General features: G+C 54.8%; 20 protein-coding genes. 3 read left to right on the top strand and 17 right to left on the bottom strand.

All coding sequences use genetic code 11. The features are described from left to right. Nucleotides 1–7 precede the first annotated feature (7 nt). Nucleotides 8–463: a terminus macrodomain insulation protein YfbV gene (yfbV, locus tag ABTW55_RS17100; protein ID WP_004936061.1), complete on the bottom strand. Its 456-nt coding sequence runs from the start codon at nucleotides 461–463 to the stop codon at nucleotides 8–10. 358 nt (nucleotides 464–821) lie between these two features. On the opposite strand from yfbV, the gene ackA reads away from it, so the two are divergent. Both ackA and pta read left to right on the top strand, forming a co-directional pair. Continuing rightward, a complete protein-coding gene (ackA, locus tag ABTW55_RS17095) occupies nucleotides 822–2,024 on the top strand; it encodes an acetate kinase (RefSeq protein WP_025303669.1) in 1,203 nt (400 codons plus the stop codon). A gap of 74 nt (nucleotides 2,025–2,098) precedes the next feature. After that, nucleotides 2,099–4,255: a phosphate acetyltransferase gene (gene pta, locus ABTW55_RS17090; protein ID WP_033635332.1), complete on the top strand. Its 2,157-nt coding sequence runs from the start codon at nucleotides 2,099–2,101 to the stop codon at nucleotides 4,253–4,255. A 110-nt stretch (nucleotides 4,256–4,365) separates the two neighbouring features. On the opposite strand, the gene ABTW55_RS17085 is transcribed toward pta, so the two are convergent. The 9 genes from ABTW55_RS17085 to ABTW55_RS17045 all read right to left on the bottom strand — a co-directional run bounded on the left by ABTW55_RS17085 (nucleotide 4,366) and on the right by ABTW55_RS17045 (nucleotide 10,535). Next, on the bottom strand, nucleotides 4,366–4,812 hold the full coding sequence (locus tag ABTW55_RS17085; RefSeq protein ID WP_033653823.1) for a hypothetical protein: 447 nt from the start codon (nucleotides 4,810–4,812) through the stop codon (nucleotides 4,366–4,368). Continuing rightward, complete coding sequence (locus tag ABTW55_RS17080; RefSeq protein ID WP_072008404.1) at nucleotides 4,790–5,182, bottom strand: polymorphic toxin type 44 domain-containing protein; 393 nt, start codon at nucleotides 5,180–5,182, stop codon at nucleotides 4,790–4,792. Before ABTW55_RS17080 ends, ABTW55_RS17085 begins: the two co-directional genes overlap by 23 nt. A gap of 133 nt (nucleotides 5,183–5,315) precedes the next feature. Further along, nucleotides 5,316–5,738, bottom strand: coding sequence for a putative T6SS immunity periplasmic lipoprotein (locus tag ABTW55_RS17075; RefSeq protein ID WP_041036067.1), 423 nt, complete (start codon nucleotides 5,736–5,738; stop codon nucleotides 5,316–5,318). Continuing rightward, nucleotides 5,735–6,274 carry a hypothetical protein gene (locus ABTW55_RS17070; protein ID WP_033635334.1) on the bottom strand — a complete coding sequence of 180 codons (540 nt, stop codon included), beginning with the start codon at nucleotides 6,272–6,274 and terminating at the stop codon, nucleotides 5,735–5,737. Before ABTW55_RS17070 ends, ABTW55_RS17075 begins: the two co-directional genes overlap by 4 nt. Nucleotides 6,275–6,497: 223 nt before the next feature. Next, on the bottom strand, nucleotides 6,498–7,457 hold the full coding sequence (locus ABTW55_RS17065) for a transketolase family protein (protein WP_033653757.1): 960 nt from the start codon (nucleotides 7,455–7,457) through the stop codon (nucleotides 6,498–6,500). Further along, nucleotides 7,450–8,301, bottom strand: a complete 852-nt coding sequence (locus tag ABTW55_RS17060; RefSeq protein WP_033635336.1) for a transketolase — start codon at nucleotides 8,299–8,301, stop codon at nucleotides 7,450–7,452. Before ABTW55_RS17060 ends, ABTW55_RS17065 begins: the two co-directional genes overlap by 8 nt. Before the next feature lie 13 nt (nucleotides 8,302–8,314). Beyond that, complete coding sequence (locus ABTW55_RS17055; protein WP_004936074.1) at nucleotides 8,315–9,694, bottom strand: PTS ascorbate transporter subunit IIC; 1,380 nt, start codon at nucleotides 9,692–9,694, stop codon at nucleotides 8,315–8,317. Nucleotides 9,695–9,717: 23 nt separating this feature from the next. Next, nucleotides 9,718–9,999, bottom strand: a complete 282-nt coding sequence (locus ABTW55_RS17050) for a PTS sugar transporter subunit IIB (RefSeq protein WP_025303676.1) — start codon at nucleotides 9,997–9,999, stop codon at nucleotides 9,718–9,720. Nucleotides 10,000–10,091: 92 nt separating this feature from the next. Continuing rightward, the gene (locus tag ABTW55_RS17045; RefSeq protein WP_047571198.1) at nucleotides 10,092–10,535 is read right to left on the bottom strand and encodes a PTS sugar transporter subunit IIA; all 444 of its coding nucleotides are present in this window, start codon (nucleotides 10,533–10,535) and stop codon (nucleotides 10,092–10,094) included. Between the two features lie 310 nt (nucleotides 10,536–10,845). On the opposite strand from ABTW55_RS17045, the gene ABTW55_RS17040 reads away from it, so the two are divergent. Continuing rightward, nucleotides 10,846–11,865 carry a LacI family DNA-binding transcriptional regulator gene (locus ABTW55_RS17040; protein ID WP_004936083.1) on the top strand — a complete coding sequence of 340 codons (1,020 nt, stop codon included), beginning with the start codon at nucleotides 10,846–10,848 and terminating at the stop codon, nucleotides 11,863–11,865. Between the two features lie 54 nt (nucleotides 11,866–11,919). Here ABTW55_RS17040 and yfcD read toward each other — a convergent pair whose 3' ends face one another. The 7 genes from yfcD to ABTW55_RS17005 all read right to left on the bottom strand — a co-directional run bounded on the left by yfcD (nucleotide 11,920) and on the right by ABTW55_RS17005 (nucleotide 16,261). Further along, nucleotides 11,920–12,465 (bottom strand): NUDIX hydrolase YfcD, encoded by a 546-nt coding sequence (gene yfcD, locus ABTW55_RS17035; RefSeq protein ID WP_004936086.1) that lies wholly within the window; start codon nucleotides 12,463–12,465, stop codon nucleotides 11,920–11,922. Between the two features lie 99 nt (nucleotides 12,466–12,564). Then, on the bottom strand, nucleotides 12,565–13,116 hold the full coding sequence (yfcE, locus tag ABTW55_RS17030; protein ID WP_033648055.1) for a phosphodiesterase: 552 nt from the start codon (nucleotides 13,114–13,116) through the stop codon (nucleotides 12,565–12,567). Between the two features lie 311 nt (nucleotides 13,117–13,427). After that, a complete protein-coding gene (locus ABTW55_RS17025; RefSeq protein ID WP_071824282.1) occupies nucleotides 13,428–13,661 on the bottom strand; it encodes a DUF2188 domain-containing protein in 234 nt (77 codons plus the stop codon). Nucleotides 13,662–14,330: 669 nt separating this feature from the next. After that, nucleotides 14,331–14,603, bottom strand: a complete 273-nt coding sequence (locus ABTW55_RS17020; RefSeq protein ID WP_350429296.1) for a hypothetical protein — start codon at nucleotides 14,601–14,603, stop codon at nucleotides 14,331–14,333. 305 nt (nucleotides 14,604–14,908) lie between these two features. Next, nucleotides 14,909–15,250 (bottom strand): hypothetical protein, encoded by a 342-nt coding sequence (locus tag ABTW55_RS17015; RefSeq protein WP_350429295.1) that lies wholly within the window; start codon nucleotides 15,248–15,250, stop codon nucleotides 14,909–14,911. Between the two features lies 1 nt (nucleotide 15,251). Further along, the gene (locus tag ABTW55_RS17010) at nucleotides 15,252–15,836 is read right to left on the bottom strand and encodes a hypothetical protein (protein WP_350429293.1); all 585 of its coding nucleotides are present in this window, start codon (nucleotides 15,834–15,836) and stop codon (nucleotides 15,252–15,254) included. Further along, complete coding sequence (locus tag ABTW55_RS17005; RefSeq protein WP_232036896.1) at nucleotides 15,836–16,261, bottom strand: hypothetical protein; 426 nt, start codon at nucleotides 16,259–16,261, stop codon at nucleotides 15,836–15,838. The genes ABTW55_RS17010 and ABTW55_RS17005 overlap by 1 nt, the downstream gene beginning before the upstream one ends. Nucleotides 16,262–16,263: the final 2 nt, after the last annotated feature.

Here is a 16,263-nt window from a genome sequence, read left to right as displayed (position 1 = left end):
TTTTCATTTACAGATCGTCGAGGAAAGTTTTGTCCAGCTGCTTGAAAGCGCGCTTGAGCAGATCGGCCAACGTCTGATAGGTCGGCGTGCCTTCGAGCGGCGCCACCGCCTGCCCGGCTTCCGTCAGCTTGTTGCGCACCTCATGGAACCATTGCAGCAGCGTCGGCGGCAGCGGCGTGACCGAACGACGCCCCAGCCACCACAGCCCCTGCATCGGCAGGCTGCAGGCGAACAGCGCGGTGGCGATCGCCGGGCCGAGCTGGCCGCCGAGCGCAATCTGCCAGGTCAGCGTGAAAATCGCCAACGGCGGCATGAAACGGATAGCGAAACGGGTGGCACGCGCAACGCGGTTCTCCGGAAAGACCGGTGCCAGACGTTTGTCCGACGGCCAGGTTTTCATATAATGCTGCCCGCGCTGGAAGACCTGAAACCAGCTTACGGAACCGGACGGTTTGCTCGTCATTGCGTACCTCAACGTCACGTAAAGAAACTAAAAGCATGCTGCCAGAGACCATACTAAAAAATTTGAAGCTTTAAATTTATTTTGTGTTTACACCGGGCTATCGGTATCCTAAGCCGGCCTTGTGGCCGGTAGAAGATGACGCAAACTTTGTCAACTTTTAGCCCTATAAAAATCAAGATTATTTAAACCGCAGAGAAATCATCGGTTTTTCCATCATCCTGTGATTTGTGCACGTCACATGATGTTAATCATAAATGTCATCGGCACTATGCGCTACGCTTGTTGTCTGATTGACGATTAATTCACCACGTGTTTTCGATTTTCTTTTAACAACACGACTATTTAAGTAGGTACTTCCATGTCGAGTAAGCTAGTACTGGTTCTTAACTGCGGCAGTTCTTCTCTGAAATTCGCCATCATCGATGCCGTTAACGGCGACGAATTCCTCTCCGGTTTGGCCGAGTGTTTCCACCTGCCTGAAGCTCGCATCAAGTGGAAAATGGACGGCGCCAAACACGAAGCTGCCCTGGGGGCCGGCGCTGCACACAGCGAAGCGCTGAACTTCATCGTTAATACTATTCTGGCACAAAAACCAGAGCTTTCCGCGCAGTTGACCGCCATCGGCCACCGCATCGTGCACGGCGGCGAGAAGTTCACCGCTTCCGCCGTGATCAACGACGAAGTTCTGCAGGGTATCAAAGATTCCGTGCCGTTTGCACCACTGCACAACCCGGCTCACCTGATCGGCATCGCGGAAGCGCTGAAATCCTTCCCTAACCTGGCCGACAAGAACGTTGCCGTGTTCGACACCGCGTTCCACCAGACCATGCCGGAAGAATCTTACCTGTACGCCCTGCCGTACAGCCTGTACCGCGACCACGGCGTTCGCCGCTACGGCGCGCACGGCACCAGCCACTTCTACGTGACTCAGGAAGCCGCGAAGATGCTGAACAAGCCGGTGGAAGAAGTGAACGTGATCACTTGCCACCTGGGCAACGGCGGTTCCGTTACCGCAGTGCGCAACGGCCAGTGCGTTGACACCTCCATGGGCCTGACCCCGCTGGAAGGCCTGGTGATGGGCACCCGCAGCGGTGACATCGATCCGGCTATCATCTTCCACCTGCACGATTCTCTGGGCATGAGCGTTGACCAGATCAACAAGATGCTGACCAAAGAATCCGGCCTGCTGGGCCTGACCGAAGTCACCAGCGACTGCCGTTACGTTGAAGACAACTACGACAGCAAAGCCGACGCCAAACGCGCCATGGACGTGTTCTGCCACCGTCTGGCCAAATACGTCGGCGCATACAGCGCGCTGATGGAAGGCCGTCTGGACGCGGTGATCTTCACCGGCGGCATCGGCGAGAACGCCGGCATGGTGCGTGAGCTGACCCTGAACAAACTGGGCCTGCTGGGCTTCGAAATCGACCACGACCGCAACATGGCCGCTCGCTTCGGCAAATCCGGCGCCATCACCAAAGACGGCAGCCGCCTGGCGCTGGTGATCCCGACCAACGAAGAGTTGGTCATCGCGCAGGACGCATCCCGCCTGACCGCGTAATGCTCTCAAAACACCGTCAGCCCAGGCTGGCGGTGTTGTTTTAGCCTCATGTTAATCGTGAAGAGGACTATTCTGTGTCACGTACTATTATGTTGATCCCCACCGGCACCAGCGTCGGCCTGACCAGCGTCAGCCTGGGTGTCATCCGCTCCATGGAGCAAAAAGGCGTTCGTCTGAGCGTGTTCAAGCCTATCGCTCAACCGCGCACCGGCGACAACGCGCTCGACCAGACCACCACCATCATCCGCAGCAACTCCACCATTCCGGCGGCCGAACCGCTGCGCATGGACTACGTTGAGGGCCTGCTGAGCTCCAACCAGCAAGACGTGCTGATGGAAGAGATCGTGGCGCGTTACCACGAGAACACCAAAGACGCGGAAGTGGTGCTGATCGAAGGCCTGGTGCCGACCCGCAAGCATCAGTTCGCCAACGCGCTGAACTACGAGATCGCCAAAACCCTGAACGCCGAGATCGTCTTCGTGCTGGCGCTGGGCAACGACTCCCCGGCGCAGCTGAAAGAGCGCATCGAACTGGCGCGCACCAGCTTCGGCGGCAGCAAGAACAAAAACATCACCGGCGTGATCATCAACAAGCTGAACGCACCGGTCGACGATCAGGGCCGCACCCGTCCTGACCTGTCCGAAATCTTCGACGACTCCACCAAAGCCAGCATCGCCCACGTCGATCCTGCGCAGCTGTTCGCCAACAGCCCGCTGCCAGTTCTGGGCTGCGTGCCGTGGAGCTTCGATCTGATCGCCACCCGCGCCATCGACATGGCTCGCCACCTGAAGGCCCGCGTGGTCAACGAAGGCGACATCATGACCCGCCGCGTGAAGTCCGTGACCTTCTGTGCGCGCAGCATCCCGCACATGCTGGAACACTTCCGCCCAGGCTCTCTGCTGGTGACCTCCGCAGACCGTCCTGACGTGCTGGTCTCCGCCTGCCTGGCGGCGATGAACGGCGTGGAAATCGGCGCCATCCTGCTGACCGGCGGCTACGCCATCGACGAGCCGATCAAGAAGCTGTGCGAACGCGCCTTCCAGACCGGCCTGCCGGTGTTCATGGTCGATACCAACACCTGGCAGACCTCGCTGAGCCTGCAGAGCTTCAACCTCGAAGTGCCGGCGGACGACCACCAGCGCATCGAGAAAGTGCAGAACTACGTGGCCAGCCACATCAACACCGAGTGGATCGACTCGCTGACCGCCACCTCCGAGCGTTCACGCCGTCTGTCTCCACCGGCGTTCCGTTACGAGCTGACCGAGCTGGCGCGTAAAGCCGGCAAGCGCATCGTGCTGCCGGAAGGCGACGAGCCGCGCACCGTGAAAGCGGCGGCCATCTGCGCCGAACGCGGCATCGCGGAATGCGTGCTGCTCGGCAACCCGGAAGAGATCCAGCGCGTCGCGGCAGCGCAAGGCGTTGAGCTGGGCAAAGGCATCGAAATCGTCGATCCGGTCGCCGTGCGTGAAAACTACGTGCCGCGTCTGGTTGAGCTGCGCAAGAGCAAGGGCATGACCGAAGTGGTCGCGCGCGAGCAGCTGGAAGACAACGTGGTGCTCGGCACCCTGATGCTGGAACAAGGCGAAGTCGACGGTCTGGTCTCCGGCGCAGTTCACACCACCGCCAACACCATCCGTCCGCCGTTGCAGCTGATCAAAACCGCGCCGGGCAGCTCGCTGGTGTCCTCCGTGTTCTTCATGCTGCTGCCTGACCAGGTACTGGTCTACGGCGACTGCGCGATCAACCCGGATCCGACCGCCGAGCAGCTGTCTGAAATCGCCATCCAGTCTGCGGATTCCGCCGCCGCCTTCGGCATCGAGCCGCGCGTAGCGATGATCTCCTACTCCACCGGCAACTCCGGCGCGGGCAGCGACGTCGAGAAAGTGCGCGAAGCAACCCGTCTGGCGCAGGAAAAACGCCCGGATCTGATCATCGACGGCCCGCTGCAGTACGACGCCGCCATCATGGCCGACGTTGCCAAGTCCAAGGCGCCGAACTCACCGGTAGCCGGCCAGGCGACCGTGTTCATCTTCCCGGATCTGAACACCGGCAACACCACCTACAAAGCGGTACAGCGTTCCGCTGACCTGGTCTCCATCGGGCCGATGCTGCAAGGTATGCGCAAGCCGGTGAACGACCTGTCGCGCGGCGCACTGGTTGACGATATCGTCTACACCGTCGCGCTGACGGCGATCCAGTCTTCCCAGGCTGACGCTGCCGCCAAGGCGTAATAAACCGTAAAAAAAGCCAGTCAGGTAATCCTGACTGGCTTTTTTATGCCTGATATTCTTGGTGATTATGCTGTTTTAGACAATATCCGCCAAATCCGCTGCACCCACCATCATCGCCAGGCGCTGACGCCCCGTGCAGAAAAATCAATGGTGGGCATGATGGGTGTTTGGCTATTCGTGGCATAGAAAAATGCCGAATTCGTAAAGGAATACACCTTCCCGGAAAAATTGATGGTGATGCGGTTTCCCTCACCGCGGATAGTTGCATCAGCCCGATCCGCCGTCAAGATTGGCGCGCTTTGCCCCAGCACTTTGATAGGGTCCCCATCCAGGCTTCGGTTCAAATAGTAACGATACACATCCGTGTCGGTAGCCCCCGCATTCTGGTACTCGGTGATGTAGAGCCAAATATCGTCGGTCAACTGCTTTTTGCTATAGAGCTTATCGTCATAAGTATCGCGGGTGGTATACCAGTATCCCGCCAATCCGACGACAATAACCAACAAAATTGCCGTCAGCAGCCGATGAGCCCATCTAGTAACCATGCCGATTTGCATAATCAATTCCTTGCTTGATCCAATATTGATCCTGAGGGTCATCACCATACGGCGGGCGTTGATACCAATGACTCCATTCTGACCGAGATGTTCCTGCCCGTGACTGAGCAAATCCGGCGCCCATCAACAAAATTTCTGCGGGAATTCCAGCCGCAGTACCGGTTGCCCCATAATTGAAATTACCAAAGTTAGCCAATGCGCGATTTTGCTGTTTGTAATCCCAAGGGCCCCGATTTTTTACCTGCTGGTAGAACCAATAATAAGTACCTGGCAGCGCCATGTTGCGAGGTTGCCCCTGCCTGCGCGCCTCGCGCAAATTTCTGGCAAGAACAGTAAAACCGCCTGGCGGCAGTAATGGAACCACGGCCATAATCTCCTCCTTGAGAGCCGAATGTAATTTATGGTGCAGAAACCCAACGGCACTCTCTCAAGCGTTATGCCTATCGCTTCGTTTCACACACATTGCCGTCCTTGTCATTTCATTCATCCCTTCTCTCGCTTTATTACTCCGCACTGGCAATAACCTGCAAAATCTGTCCGTCACTGATTTTCAGCGAGAAACTGCGCTGCCAGAAACGTTTGGAATCTGCATCCTGAGGATCTACGGTACTGATTGCCACGGTGTATGGCACATTGCTCTCAAATGCCTTGAACGAGTATGGGATACATTGGCCGGGCGTAATCGTCTCAACGGGCTTCGGTGGTAGAGTGGTCCTACGCCAGAGCTCATGCGTTTGGCTATCCAACCGTTGTTCAATAGCGATGCTGACCAGACTGACCCTGCCACTCTGTGTTGGGTAGGCTTGCGGTAAAGAGAAACAGAGATCATTTCCCCGCAGCGTAATATCCGCAGCGTAAAAACGTTGCTTTTCAAGCATACAGCCACTGAGCAACATCATCATGATGAGGGTATAGATTCTTCTCATTTCAGGTTTTTCCTGTCGGCAGGAGCATTAAGAAATCCTTTCAAAACATGCTCATAACGGCTTTTCAAATCTGGACCTATAATACCTTGCATCAGTTTCACCTCAAACCACCGTTCTTTGCCATAACGAGAAAGGATGAAGTAATCTGCAAGAAGGCTGGCTTGTGCCTCCATACCATAATCAGCTAAGGAGTAGTAATCAGGCAGCGAGTATTTATAAGTTACCGCCCAGCTCATTATTCCCCGCAGCCGGACGTTCATCCCCATCTGATACTGCCATACGTGGGCCATTTCATGCATGAACCACCATAGGTAGCGCGTTGTTTCTGTGGAAAAATCTTCCCTGAAGTGTTTTTCAGGCCAATAAAGTTCACCATTAGGCGTAACGGCCGTTTCCTCATTCTGCAAACCAAACGGGAAATAGCTCGCGTTATGCACTTTAACAAGACTGTAGTCGATGGCATTTTTATAGAGAAAACGGGATAGCGTGATCTCGCCTAGCGTCAGCCTTCTGAACGAGCCTCTTGCTGTTATCATTATTCACTCCATGAATATAACTTGTTGTATTTATTAGACTGTTTTTATTATCTCTTTTTACCCAAGCATTGGCCATCCATTATCCATTAAAAACAAAAAGCCCCCTAAGGGGCTTCTCAGTTGATAACGCGTGAGTCATAACTCAGATACTGGGCAGGAAGGCATGTGCTTTATACATAGCACCAGACCTCATTCGTTACAGCAGTTGTGATTGACTCGAGAACTATTTTTGCAGCAGCTGCCCGGCGGCCTCCAGAATATGCTCGGCGGTCAGGCCATACTCCTGTTGCAAGAACGCTTGGGTGCCCACCTGGCCGTAACGCTCCTTCACCCCCACGCGCCGCATCGGCGTCGGGCACTCTTCCGCCAGCACCTCCGCCACCGCCGATCCCAGCCCGTTATGAATGCTGTGGTTTTCACAGGTGACGATGCGCCCGGTCTTGGCCGCGTAGGTTTTGATCAGTTCACGGTCGATAGGCTTGAGGGTGAACATATCGATCACCGCCGCGCTGACGCCCTGCCGCGCCAGCCTCTGCGCCGCCTTCAGCGCCTCCGCCACCATGATGCCGTTGGCGATCAGCGTAATGTCGTCGCCGTCGCGCAGCAGGTTGCCCTTGCCGATGGTAAAGCGCGAGCCCTCCTGATAGATGCGCGTCGCCTGCTTGCGAATGGTGCGCACCCAGTAGAAGCCGCGCAGATCCATCAGCTGGCGCAGAATGTCGGCGAACATGGTGGCGTCGGTCACCTCCAGCACCACCGAATGCGCCAGCCCGCGCACGATGCCCATGTCCTCGAACGACATGTGGGTGCCGCCGTTGTGGCAGGCGCTCACCCCGGCGTCGGAGGCGATCACCTTGACGTTGTTGCGCTGATAATCCAGCGACATGAACAGCTGATCGAAACAGCGGCGGCTGGCGAAGGCGGTAAAGGTATGCACGAACGGCACCCGGCCGGTGAGCGACAGCCCGGCGGCGACGCCGATCACATTGGCCTCCATGATGCCGCAGTTGATCACGTGCTGCGGGTGATCCTTGTGTACGCCGTCCATCGCCATCGAGCTCATCAGATCTGCCTCCAGCGCGATGATCGGCGCGCCCGCCTCAATCTGCCGACGCACCGCGCCGGCGTAGACTTTGCGCATTTCGACGGCGTCGTTTTCCAACTGCGTCACTACGTTAAACATGGGCGGCCTCCAGTTCGGCGATGGCTTTTTCGATTTCCTGCTGCACGTCCGGCGTCAGGCGCAGGTGGTGAGAGTTCGACAGGTTTTCCAGATAGGCAACGCCCTGCCCTTTGATGCTGTCGAGCACGATCGCCAGCGGCCGCTGTTCGCCGCCGCGCGCCGGCGCCACCGCCGCCAACAGCGCCGCGATATCGTCGCCCTTGATGGTCTGCACCTCAAAGCCGAAGGCGCGGAACTTGGCGGCCAGATCGAACGGTTGGATCACCTCGTCCAGCGCGCCGTCCAGCTGTTGCTTGTTGTAATCGATGAACAGCGTCAGGTTGTTCAGATTGTGGTGGGCGATAAACTGGAACGCCTCCCAGCACTGCCCTTCATTCAGTTCCCCATCGCCGAGGATGCTGAACACCCGATTGCGGCGCCCCGCCAGCCGATGGGACAACGCCATGCCGGCGGCGATCGACACGCCCTGCCCCAGCGAGCCGGTGGTGGCGTCCACGCCGCGCGTGCGCAGCCGGTCCGGATGGCTCGGCAGACGCGTGCCGTTCTGGTTGAGGGTCTTCAACTCCGCCAGCGGGAAGTAGCCCTTGATCGCCAGTGTGCTGTACAGCGCCGGGCCGGCGTGTCCTTTCGACAGCACGAAGTCATCGCGCTCCGGCCAGTCCGGATCCGCCGGATCGATGCGCATCACGCTGCCATACAGCACCGCCAGCGTCTCCACCACCGACATGCAGCCGCCGTAGTGGCCGAAGCCCAGCCCGGTCAGCGCTTTCAGCGTTTCCAGGCGGATCGCGCGCGCCAGGGCATGCAGCTCTTCAATTTCCGTTTCGCTCGTTGTGTAGTTCATCAGTCTGCCCTCGTTATTTCTCGACGCGGTCAGCGGCCGGCGCGCCTTTGCGTTTTCCCAGGAAGTTATGCGCCACCAGCAGCGCGAACACGGCGACGATCGCCAGCATGATCATCTCTTTCGACATAAAGCGCGCCATATTGCCCAGCAGGATGCCGATCGCGCCGAAGTCGGCGTCGGAGAAGGTGGTGTTGGCAAAGCCCAACGCCCCCAGCACCGGCAGCAGTAATACCGGCAGGAAGGTGATCAGCAGCCCGTTGGCGAAGGCGCCCAGCATCGCGCCGCGCCGCCCGCCGGTGGCGTTGCCGAACACCCCGGCGGTAGCGCCGGTGAAGAAGTGCGGCACCACGCCGGGCAGGATCAGCACCATCTTCAGCTGCCCCAGCAGGAACAGCCCGGCCAATCCGCCAAGGAAGCTGAACAAGAAGCCGATCAGCACCGCGTTGGGGGCATAGGGATAGACCACCGGGCAATCCAGCGCCGGCCGCGCGTTAGGCACCAGTTTTTCCGAGAAGCCGGTGAACGCCGGCACGATTTCCGCCAGAATCAGGCGCACGCCCTGCAGGATGATGAACACCCCGGCGGCGAAGGTGATGGCCTGAATGATCGAATACACCAGGTAGTTCTGGCCGCCGCTGAGCTCGCTTTCCACATAGGCCCGCCCGGCGCAGATCGCCAGGATCAGGTAGATGACGATCATGGTCATCGAGATCGAAATGGAGCTGTCGCGCAGGAAGCTGAGGTTTTTCGGCAGGTTCATCTCTTCGGTCGAGCGCGAGTTTTTACCCACCTTCGAGCCGATCCAGCCGGACAGCACGTAGCCCAGGGTGCCGAAGTGGCCGAAGGCGATATCGTCATTGCCGGTGATGCGGCGCATATAGCGCTGGGCGATCGCCGGGAAGAACGCCATCACCAGCCCCAGGGTCAGCGCGCCGGTAAACACCAACTGCACGCCCTCGAAGCCCGCCACCGTCAGGATGATGCCGATCATGCAGGCCATGTAGAAGGTGTGGTGGCCGGTCAGGAAGATGTATTTCAGCCGGGTGAAGCGTGCCACCACGATATTCGCCACCATGCCGAACGCCATGATCAGCGCGGTGGAGGCGCCGTATTTCTCCAGCGCGATCGAGACAATGGCTTCGTTATTCGGAATGATGCCCTGAATATTGAACGCATGTTCGAACATGCCGCCCAGCGGATTGAGCGACCCAACCAATACCGTGGCGCCGCCGCCTAAAACGATAAAGCCGAGAATGGTTTTTACCGTGCCTTTCACCACGTCGGAAAACGATTTCTTTTGCGCCAGCAAACCGATCAGCGCAATAAGCCCGACCAGCACCGAAGGCACCTTTAATATATCCACCACAAACTTAAGCGTTTCCTGGATAAACATATCCACCTCGCCAATCGTTTTATTCAGATGATTGAGTGGGCTTCGAAGTAAGCGCGCAGCTTGGCTTCCAGCTCATTAATGTCGATGATGTTGCTGATCACCACCAGCTGCTCGGCCGGTACGCTGGCGCTGTCGGCGATGTCTTTCGCCATCACGAACACGTCGGCGGCGCCGGGGGTGGCGGACGACAGATCGGAGTGTTCGACCTCGGCCTCCACGCCCATCTTTTTCAGCACCTTTTTAATGTTCATTTCCACCATAAAACTGCTGCCGAGACCGGAACCGCAGATCGCCATGATTTTCATAATATCCACCTGTTGAATTTAGCGTGTAGGGTAGCGCCGCCGGTCATATTCCCGGCGTTGTTAGCATTGATGGTATTCCTGGTGATTAAGCGTTAATAGCGGGCGATAATATCCTCGATTTGCCGTTTATCTTTGGCGTGAAATAACGCCGCCATGGCCTGATTGTCTGAAAATAATTCCGCCAGTTGCGAAATCAATTCGATGTGGCTGTCGCCGTCGGGCGCCGAAAGCATCACCACCACCTGAACCGGATCGTTATCTGCGGAATGAAAATTCACCCCCTGATGGATCTTCAACAGCGATAATCCCAACGCGTTGGCACCCTCTTCGGGCCGGGCGTGCGGCATGGCAATGCCCGGTGCCAGGACGAAGTAAGGGCCGAGCTTCTCCTGCTGATCAAAGATCGCCGTCAGGTAATTCGGCGTGATCACGCCGTCTTGCAGCAGCGGCTGCGCGCTCAGCGTGACCGCCTGGCGCCAGTCCTCCACCCGTTCGCACAGCTGTATATGATCGGCGGTCAGCCACTCTTTCAGCACGTTACCCTCCTAAAGGTTGATGGTTTCGGCCGGTGATTAATTCACCGACGACGGTAAAACTTTAATCAACCCCTCCCGGCCACACAGTGATGGATATCACAAAGATAGCGCTACCAAAGCGCTATCATGCAGATCTGTGATAGCGCTATCAAAACGCCGCGCCGCGGCATGGCGTTAACCACAATTTTTTCTCGCTCTTTCGGGTAACGGGGTAGAATGTGCCGCATACGGGGATCGTCGAAGCCGCGCCGTCGGCTTCCCGCCCTCACCATTTTTATGCGCCGCGCGCGCATTTCAGTCGGGATTAGGCATGTCGATCGGTAAAAAACGACGCAGCACGGGCAGGGTGACGTTGGCTGACGTAGCGCAGCTGGCGGGCGTCGGCACCATGACGGTATCGCGCGCGCTGCGCACGCCGGAGCAGGTTTCAGACAAACTGCGCGAGAAGATTGAAGCCGCGGTAAGCGAACTGGGGTATCTGCCCAACCTGGCCGCCAGCTCGCTGGCGTCGGCCTCGTCCTACACCATCGCCATGGTGGTGCCCAGCCTGTCCGAATCCGGCTGCGCCGAGATGTTCGCCGGCCTGCAGAAAGTGCTGCAGCCGGCCGGTTATCACATCATGCTGGCGGAATCGCAGCACCATCTGGAGCGCGAAGAGAAGCTGCTGGAGACCCTGCTTTCCTACAACCTGGCGGCGGCGGTGCTGCTCAGCGTCGAGCATTCGCAAAACGCCCGCAACGCGCTGATCGCCGCCAACATTCCGGTGGTGGAGATCGGCGCCGTACGCGCCGATCCGATCGACATGAGCATCGGCATCGACTACGTGGCGGCCATGTATCAGCTGACGCAAACGGTGATCGCCAGCGGCTATCAGAACATCGGGCTGCTGTGCGCCAACCAGGAACAGTGGATCTTCCAGCAGCACCTGCAGGGCTGGCACAAGGCGCTGCTGCGCAACCATATGTCGCCGCATCGGGTGATCAACGCCGCGCAGCCCGCCAGCTTCAGCACCGGCGCGCAGCAGCTGCCGGAATTCTTGCTGGCCTGGCCGGAGCTGGACGCGCTGGTGTGCGCCTCGGACGAACTGGCCGGCGGCGCGCTGTATGAATGCCAGCGGCGGCGCATCAAGGTGCCGGACAATCTGGCGGTGGTGGGGTTCGGCAACAGCGAGTTCAGCCGGGTGTGCCAGCCGCCGCTGACCACCATGACCATTCCGCATCGCGACATCGGCATTCAGGCCGGCCAGGCGCTGCTGGCGCGGCTGAACGAGCAGCCCTGGCAGCCGGCAGGCTCCCTGCCCGCCACGCTGTGCCGCCGCGACAGCTGCTGAATCCGCACCATAAAAAAAGCCGGTCGATGACCGGCTTTCTTACGCGTTGGCGTCTCAGTGGTTGTCGAGCGGCTTGCCGTAATCCTGTTCGTTGTTGCGCGTCAGCCACAGCGACAGCGCCTTCAGCGAATCCGGAGTAAACTCGTCGCAGCGCGCGGTGATCTCTTCCGGCGTCAGCCAGCACACCTCGGCCACTTCTTCTTCCTGCAGCGCGAACGGGCCGTGCGATACGCAGCTGAACAGCGCGCCCCACACCCGGCACTGCTCTTCTTCGAAGTAGAACAGACCGTGTTCGGCGAAAGGCACGCCGGCGATGCCCAGCTCTTCTTCCGCCTCGCGGCGCGCCGAGTCCAGCACGTTTTCACCGCTTTGCACCACGCCGCCCGCCGTCGCGTCCAGCCAGCCCGGGTAGAAGTCTTTGATCTCGGTGCGACGCTGCACCAGAATTTTTCCCATTCCATCATGCACCACAATATAGGTAGCACGATGACGCAGCCGCTCCGCCCGCATCTGTTGACGACTGGATTGCGCAATCACCTCGTTTTGCTCGTCGACGATATCAACCCATTCGGTATCTGCAGCCTGACCCTGTTCCGCCATCCTCTAAAACCTTCTATTTTGGCGCGATGCATCCCGCGCGCTGGTTAATCAATGAGTGCTTTTCAAAGATTTTTATTGTGTGTGTATAAATTAGTGCGTTTAGCGTGTTAACGCCACCTCCGCGACGACCTTGCCGCCGTCGAGCGTCAGCACGCGCAAAGTGCCCCGATCCAACATGCCGTAGCTGGCCGGAAAGCCCCCTTTGGGGATGCTGACCGAGCCCGGATTGAAGCAATAGATCTCACCCTGCCGCTCCGCCTGCGGCAGATGCGTATGGCCGTAGGCCAGGACGTCACCGCGGGATAACGGCGGCAGTGCCGAGGGATGATAAAGGTGACCGTGGGTCAAAAACAATCGTCTTTTTTGCAGTAAAACCTGTTGCCAGGGCGCCTCGATGGGAAACGTCAGCAGCATCTGATCGACCTCGCTGTCGCAATTGCCGCGAACGGCGATGATCTTGTCGCTATAGCGATTCAATCGTTCGGCAACCTGAGCGGGCTGATACCCGGCCGGCAGCGCGTTGCGCGGGCCGTGATTCAGCAAATCACCCAGAAGAATCAGCCAGTCGGCGCCGTTTTGTGCGAACAATTCCAGCACGCGTTCGGTAGCCGGCAGCGAGCCGTGGATATCCGAGGCGAACATCAGCTTCATAACCTTGTCCTATAGAGGGAAATAAGCGCCATTTTACCGCGCCGGCGCCGTGCGGCAAACCGCCGCCCGCCCCGATGGAGAATTGTGATCCAACCGCGCAGATAGCATCGGACGAATCCCACATAGCCTGCTATCCTTAGCTGCTATTGTTGGATCCCTGATATGCCTTTGTGCGCGGCGAAGACCGCAGCAACGTGTAATGAATTACAGATCACCTTACCGCAGGAGGCAACATGATTGACCTATCAATTACAACTTTTTCCTCCCGAGTGCGAACTCAATAAAAAGGAGCCAAATCGGCTCCTTTTCAGTCACTTAGTATCTTTAGGTGGATATGGGTCGTGTCCATGTGAATCAGAGTTAGAAATCTTTCCATCCCGATTATGGATCACTAACTCACTTTCTTGATTACGTGCAATTACTCGGGCAGCATCAATTGCTTCTTTCTTAGTGTTAGTAACAACCGTTGCACGGCTGTTACCCTCCCCTTTAACTTGCCATCCATCAGCATGGGGCGTCACGTGTTGATCTTTACCTTTTGCCATGTGTAAGTCCTCTTGATGGGATATCGAGTTCAGATTACACATCTTGAAACAAAATGTACAATTTGCAATCAGATGGATTGTCACCCCCCTACCCTTACCCTAAGATATCTGTGGTTGCTTACCTACTAGGAATGATGAAAATGACAGATGAACAATTTGAAGAAAACTACCCGAGGGATAGATTCGAGTACGTCAAAACTAAAATGAGAGTTAAAGGAACGATGGGACAGACCGAAATAGAGTACTTTGACATCATCGAACGTGCTACAGGTCAGGTAGTGCTACAACCAACCAGAACTGAACATACGAACTTACGCGGGTTGAACACTACGGTGAATTGGAATTGGTAAGCTCAATGAAAAAGCTGGCTCTAATTTGCCTTCCGTTGATTCTGGTAGGATGTGCTCAAGTGCAGTACAACGATGGAAAGACCGTAAGCATTCAGTCAGACGGATGGTACGGACTTGATAGCCTACAGAAAACAGCCAACGCAGCTTGCCAACAGTACGGCAGGACAAAGGCTACATACACTCATAGTGCTAACTTGAACCCTCACCTCCCTGCGGGTAGTGGCGTACAGAATACAATTTGGAAGTGTGAGTGAAAAAGGAGCCTTAAGGCTCCTTCGAATTACTTGGTATCTTTTGGTAGATAAATCGGAAAAATTAATTATTTTTTACTAGCTAAATTAATGAAGTTTTTAGGTGGCTTAAAAAGCAATACTTTTGTGCCAGTTTTAGTAGGAGTTATAGACTTCACTAAATATTTCATAGCCACTTCAGGTAGAAGTGAGTGTTTTTTTACAAGATAACCACCTCTAACTTTTTCTATCACACCTTCTGACTCTAGCTTTTCAAAATCAACAGTAGCGAGAAGCTTTGCTTTAGAAATTATATCTTTTATCAGTTCGTCCTTCGAACGCGTATCGTTTTCATCTGACATAGCCCCTCCGATATTCGTGCTGTATAAAAAATCATTAACTACCACCAATCAATACTATCAGTACCCTCCATACGTCATCAAGAGGTATTGGCGGGAGCACTACACCACATACTGCCAGTACTGGAAGAATGACGTAATTCCATGCAATAATAAATGTTAGAACATACCCCAATGCTTGCCGCCACGTGAAGCCCTTACGAGTTTCCTCAAGAGTGATCTGATTCTGTTCGTGGCTATTCTGAGCTTCTAACTCATTTTTACTCTGTTCTTTTTTCTGAAATAACCCAATTCCAGATTTAATTAGTTCAATTATCATCCCTATCATTTAAAATTCCCGTTGTATAAACCCAGAAATATAATCCTTTCTGGTACTGTTTGTGTTTGTCGATTATGACAATATATTTCCCCTCATCAAATAAAGTCCACTCATGAACACTACCCATTTCAAAATGAGGATCATTCTGTACGAGGAACCCAATATTCATGTATTCCTTGCACTCAATTCTTTCATCCATATCGGCAATATATGCCTTTAGTTTCTTCTTGAGTGGTTTAATCAACAAACTACTATGCATCGTATGTGAGTTTACATCCGGTACAGTAATTTTATTGATTAAAATACTCATTGTGTCTTGATCATAATGCATATTACATCCTTGATATTCTAAAATGCCCTCGAACCCCTGAAAGTACTAAACGTACACCCTGCTCTGCTTCCTTATAGAAGTCATAAACAAGTTTCCTTTTCTTCGTTTCACGTAGTCCAATTACACGTTTTGTCTTTGTTTTCGTATCTTTCTTGCTAGTGTCAATTAATCTTCTCTTACCGCCAGAATCAACAACCTTATACTTACCAGAACTAAGACCAGATTTAAGACCTGATATATTACCTTGCTGTGTCATACGGGCAGTACTGGTGGGAATGAACTTCTTAAGATTCGACGGCTTCACAATAATATCGTATAGATACTGTGCCTGAATGTTCTTCACTAAGATTTGATTAACTGCCTGTCCAGTACTGTCACGATAGAAACGAAACAGTATTGCATTCTTCGTGAATGGTACTGGTCCACGATCAATTGCATTATTCATGTCAATTTGCATCTTCTGTGAAAGCTGTCTAAGTCTATTGGACACTTCCTTATTAAAGTTATTAGCGTAATCAATACCTTGTTGTTGAATATTTGCAATTACTTGCGGTACACCGGTTATAGTACTTACATTATTTGGCATTATGTAAAAGCCTCCATCAACATACGAATAATTCTTCGTTGTTCCCCATTGTCTTTTTTAAGTCTCGTCTTAGTCATCAATGCTTTATTGCGACAAAGATGATCAGTACCGCAATATGCAATCAACGCAGCTTCAACTAATTCTGCCTCCTGACGTGTTTTAAAACACCATAGAATCTGTTTAGTATGATGTTCCCCAGTGGCAATACGTTCTTGTACTTCTTTAGAACTGGAATTGTACTTTTCCCAGTTACTTTCAATACTGGTAGATTTAATCTTTGAAGCATCTTTGACTTTCTGATAAACGCCTTTAACGCCTATATAGTACTCTCCGCATTCTGGAAATTGAATCAGATACACGAAAGCGGCATAATCCAGTACGTCATATAGATCCCAATCATCCTGATAAAACATTGTCCATGCCATAA

The sequence above is a fragment of the Serratia sp. SM04 genome, assembly GCF_040280225.1.
GTDB classification, from domain to species: Bacteria; Pseudomonadota; Gammaproteobacteria; order Enterobacterales; family Enterobacteriaceae; genus Serratia; species Serratia sarumanii.
This window is presented reverse-complemented; position numbering and strand designations above follow the sequence as displayed.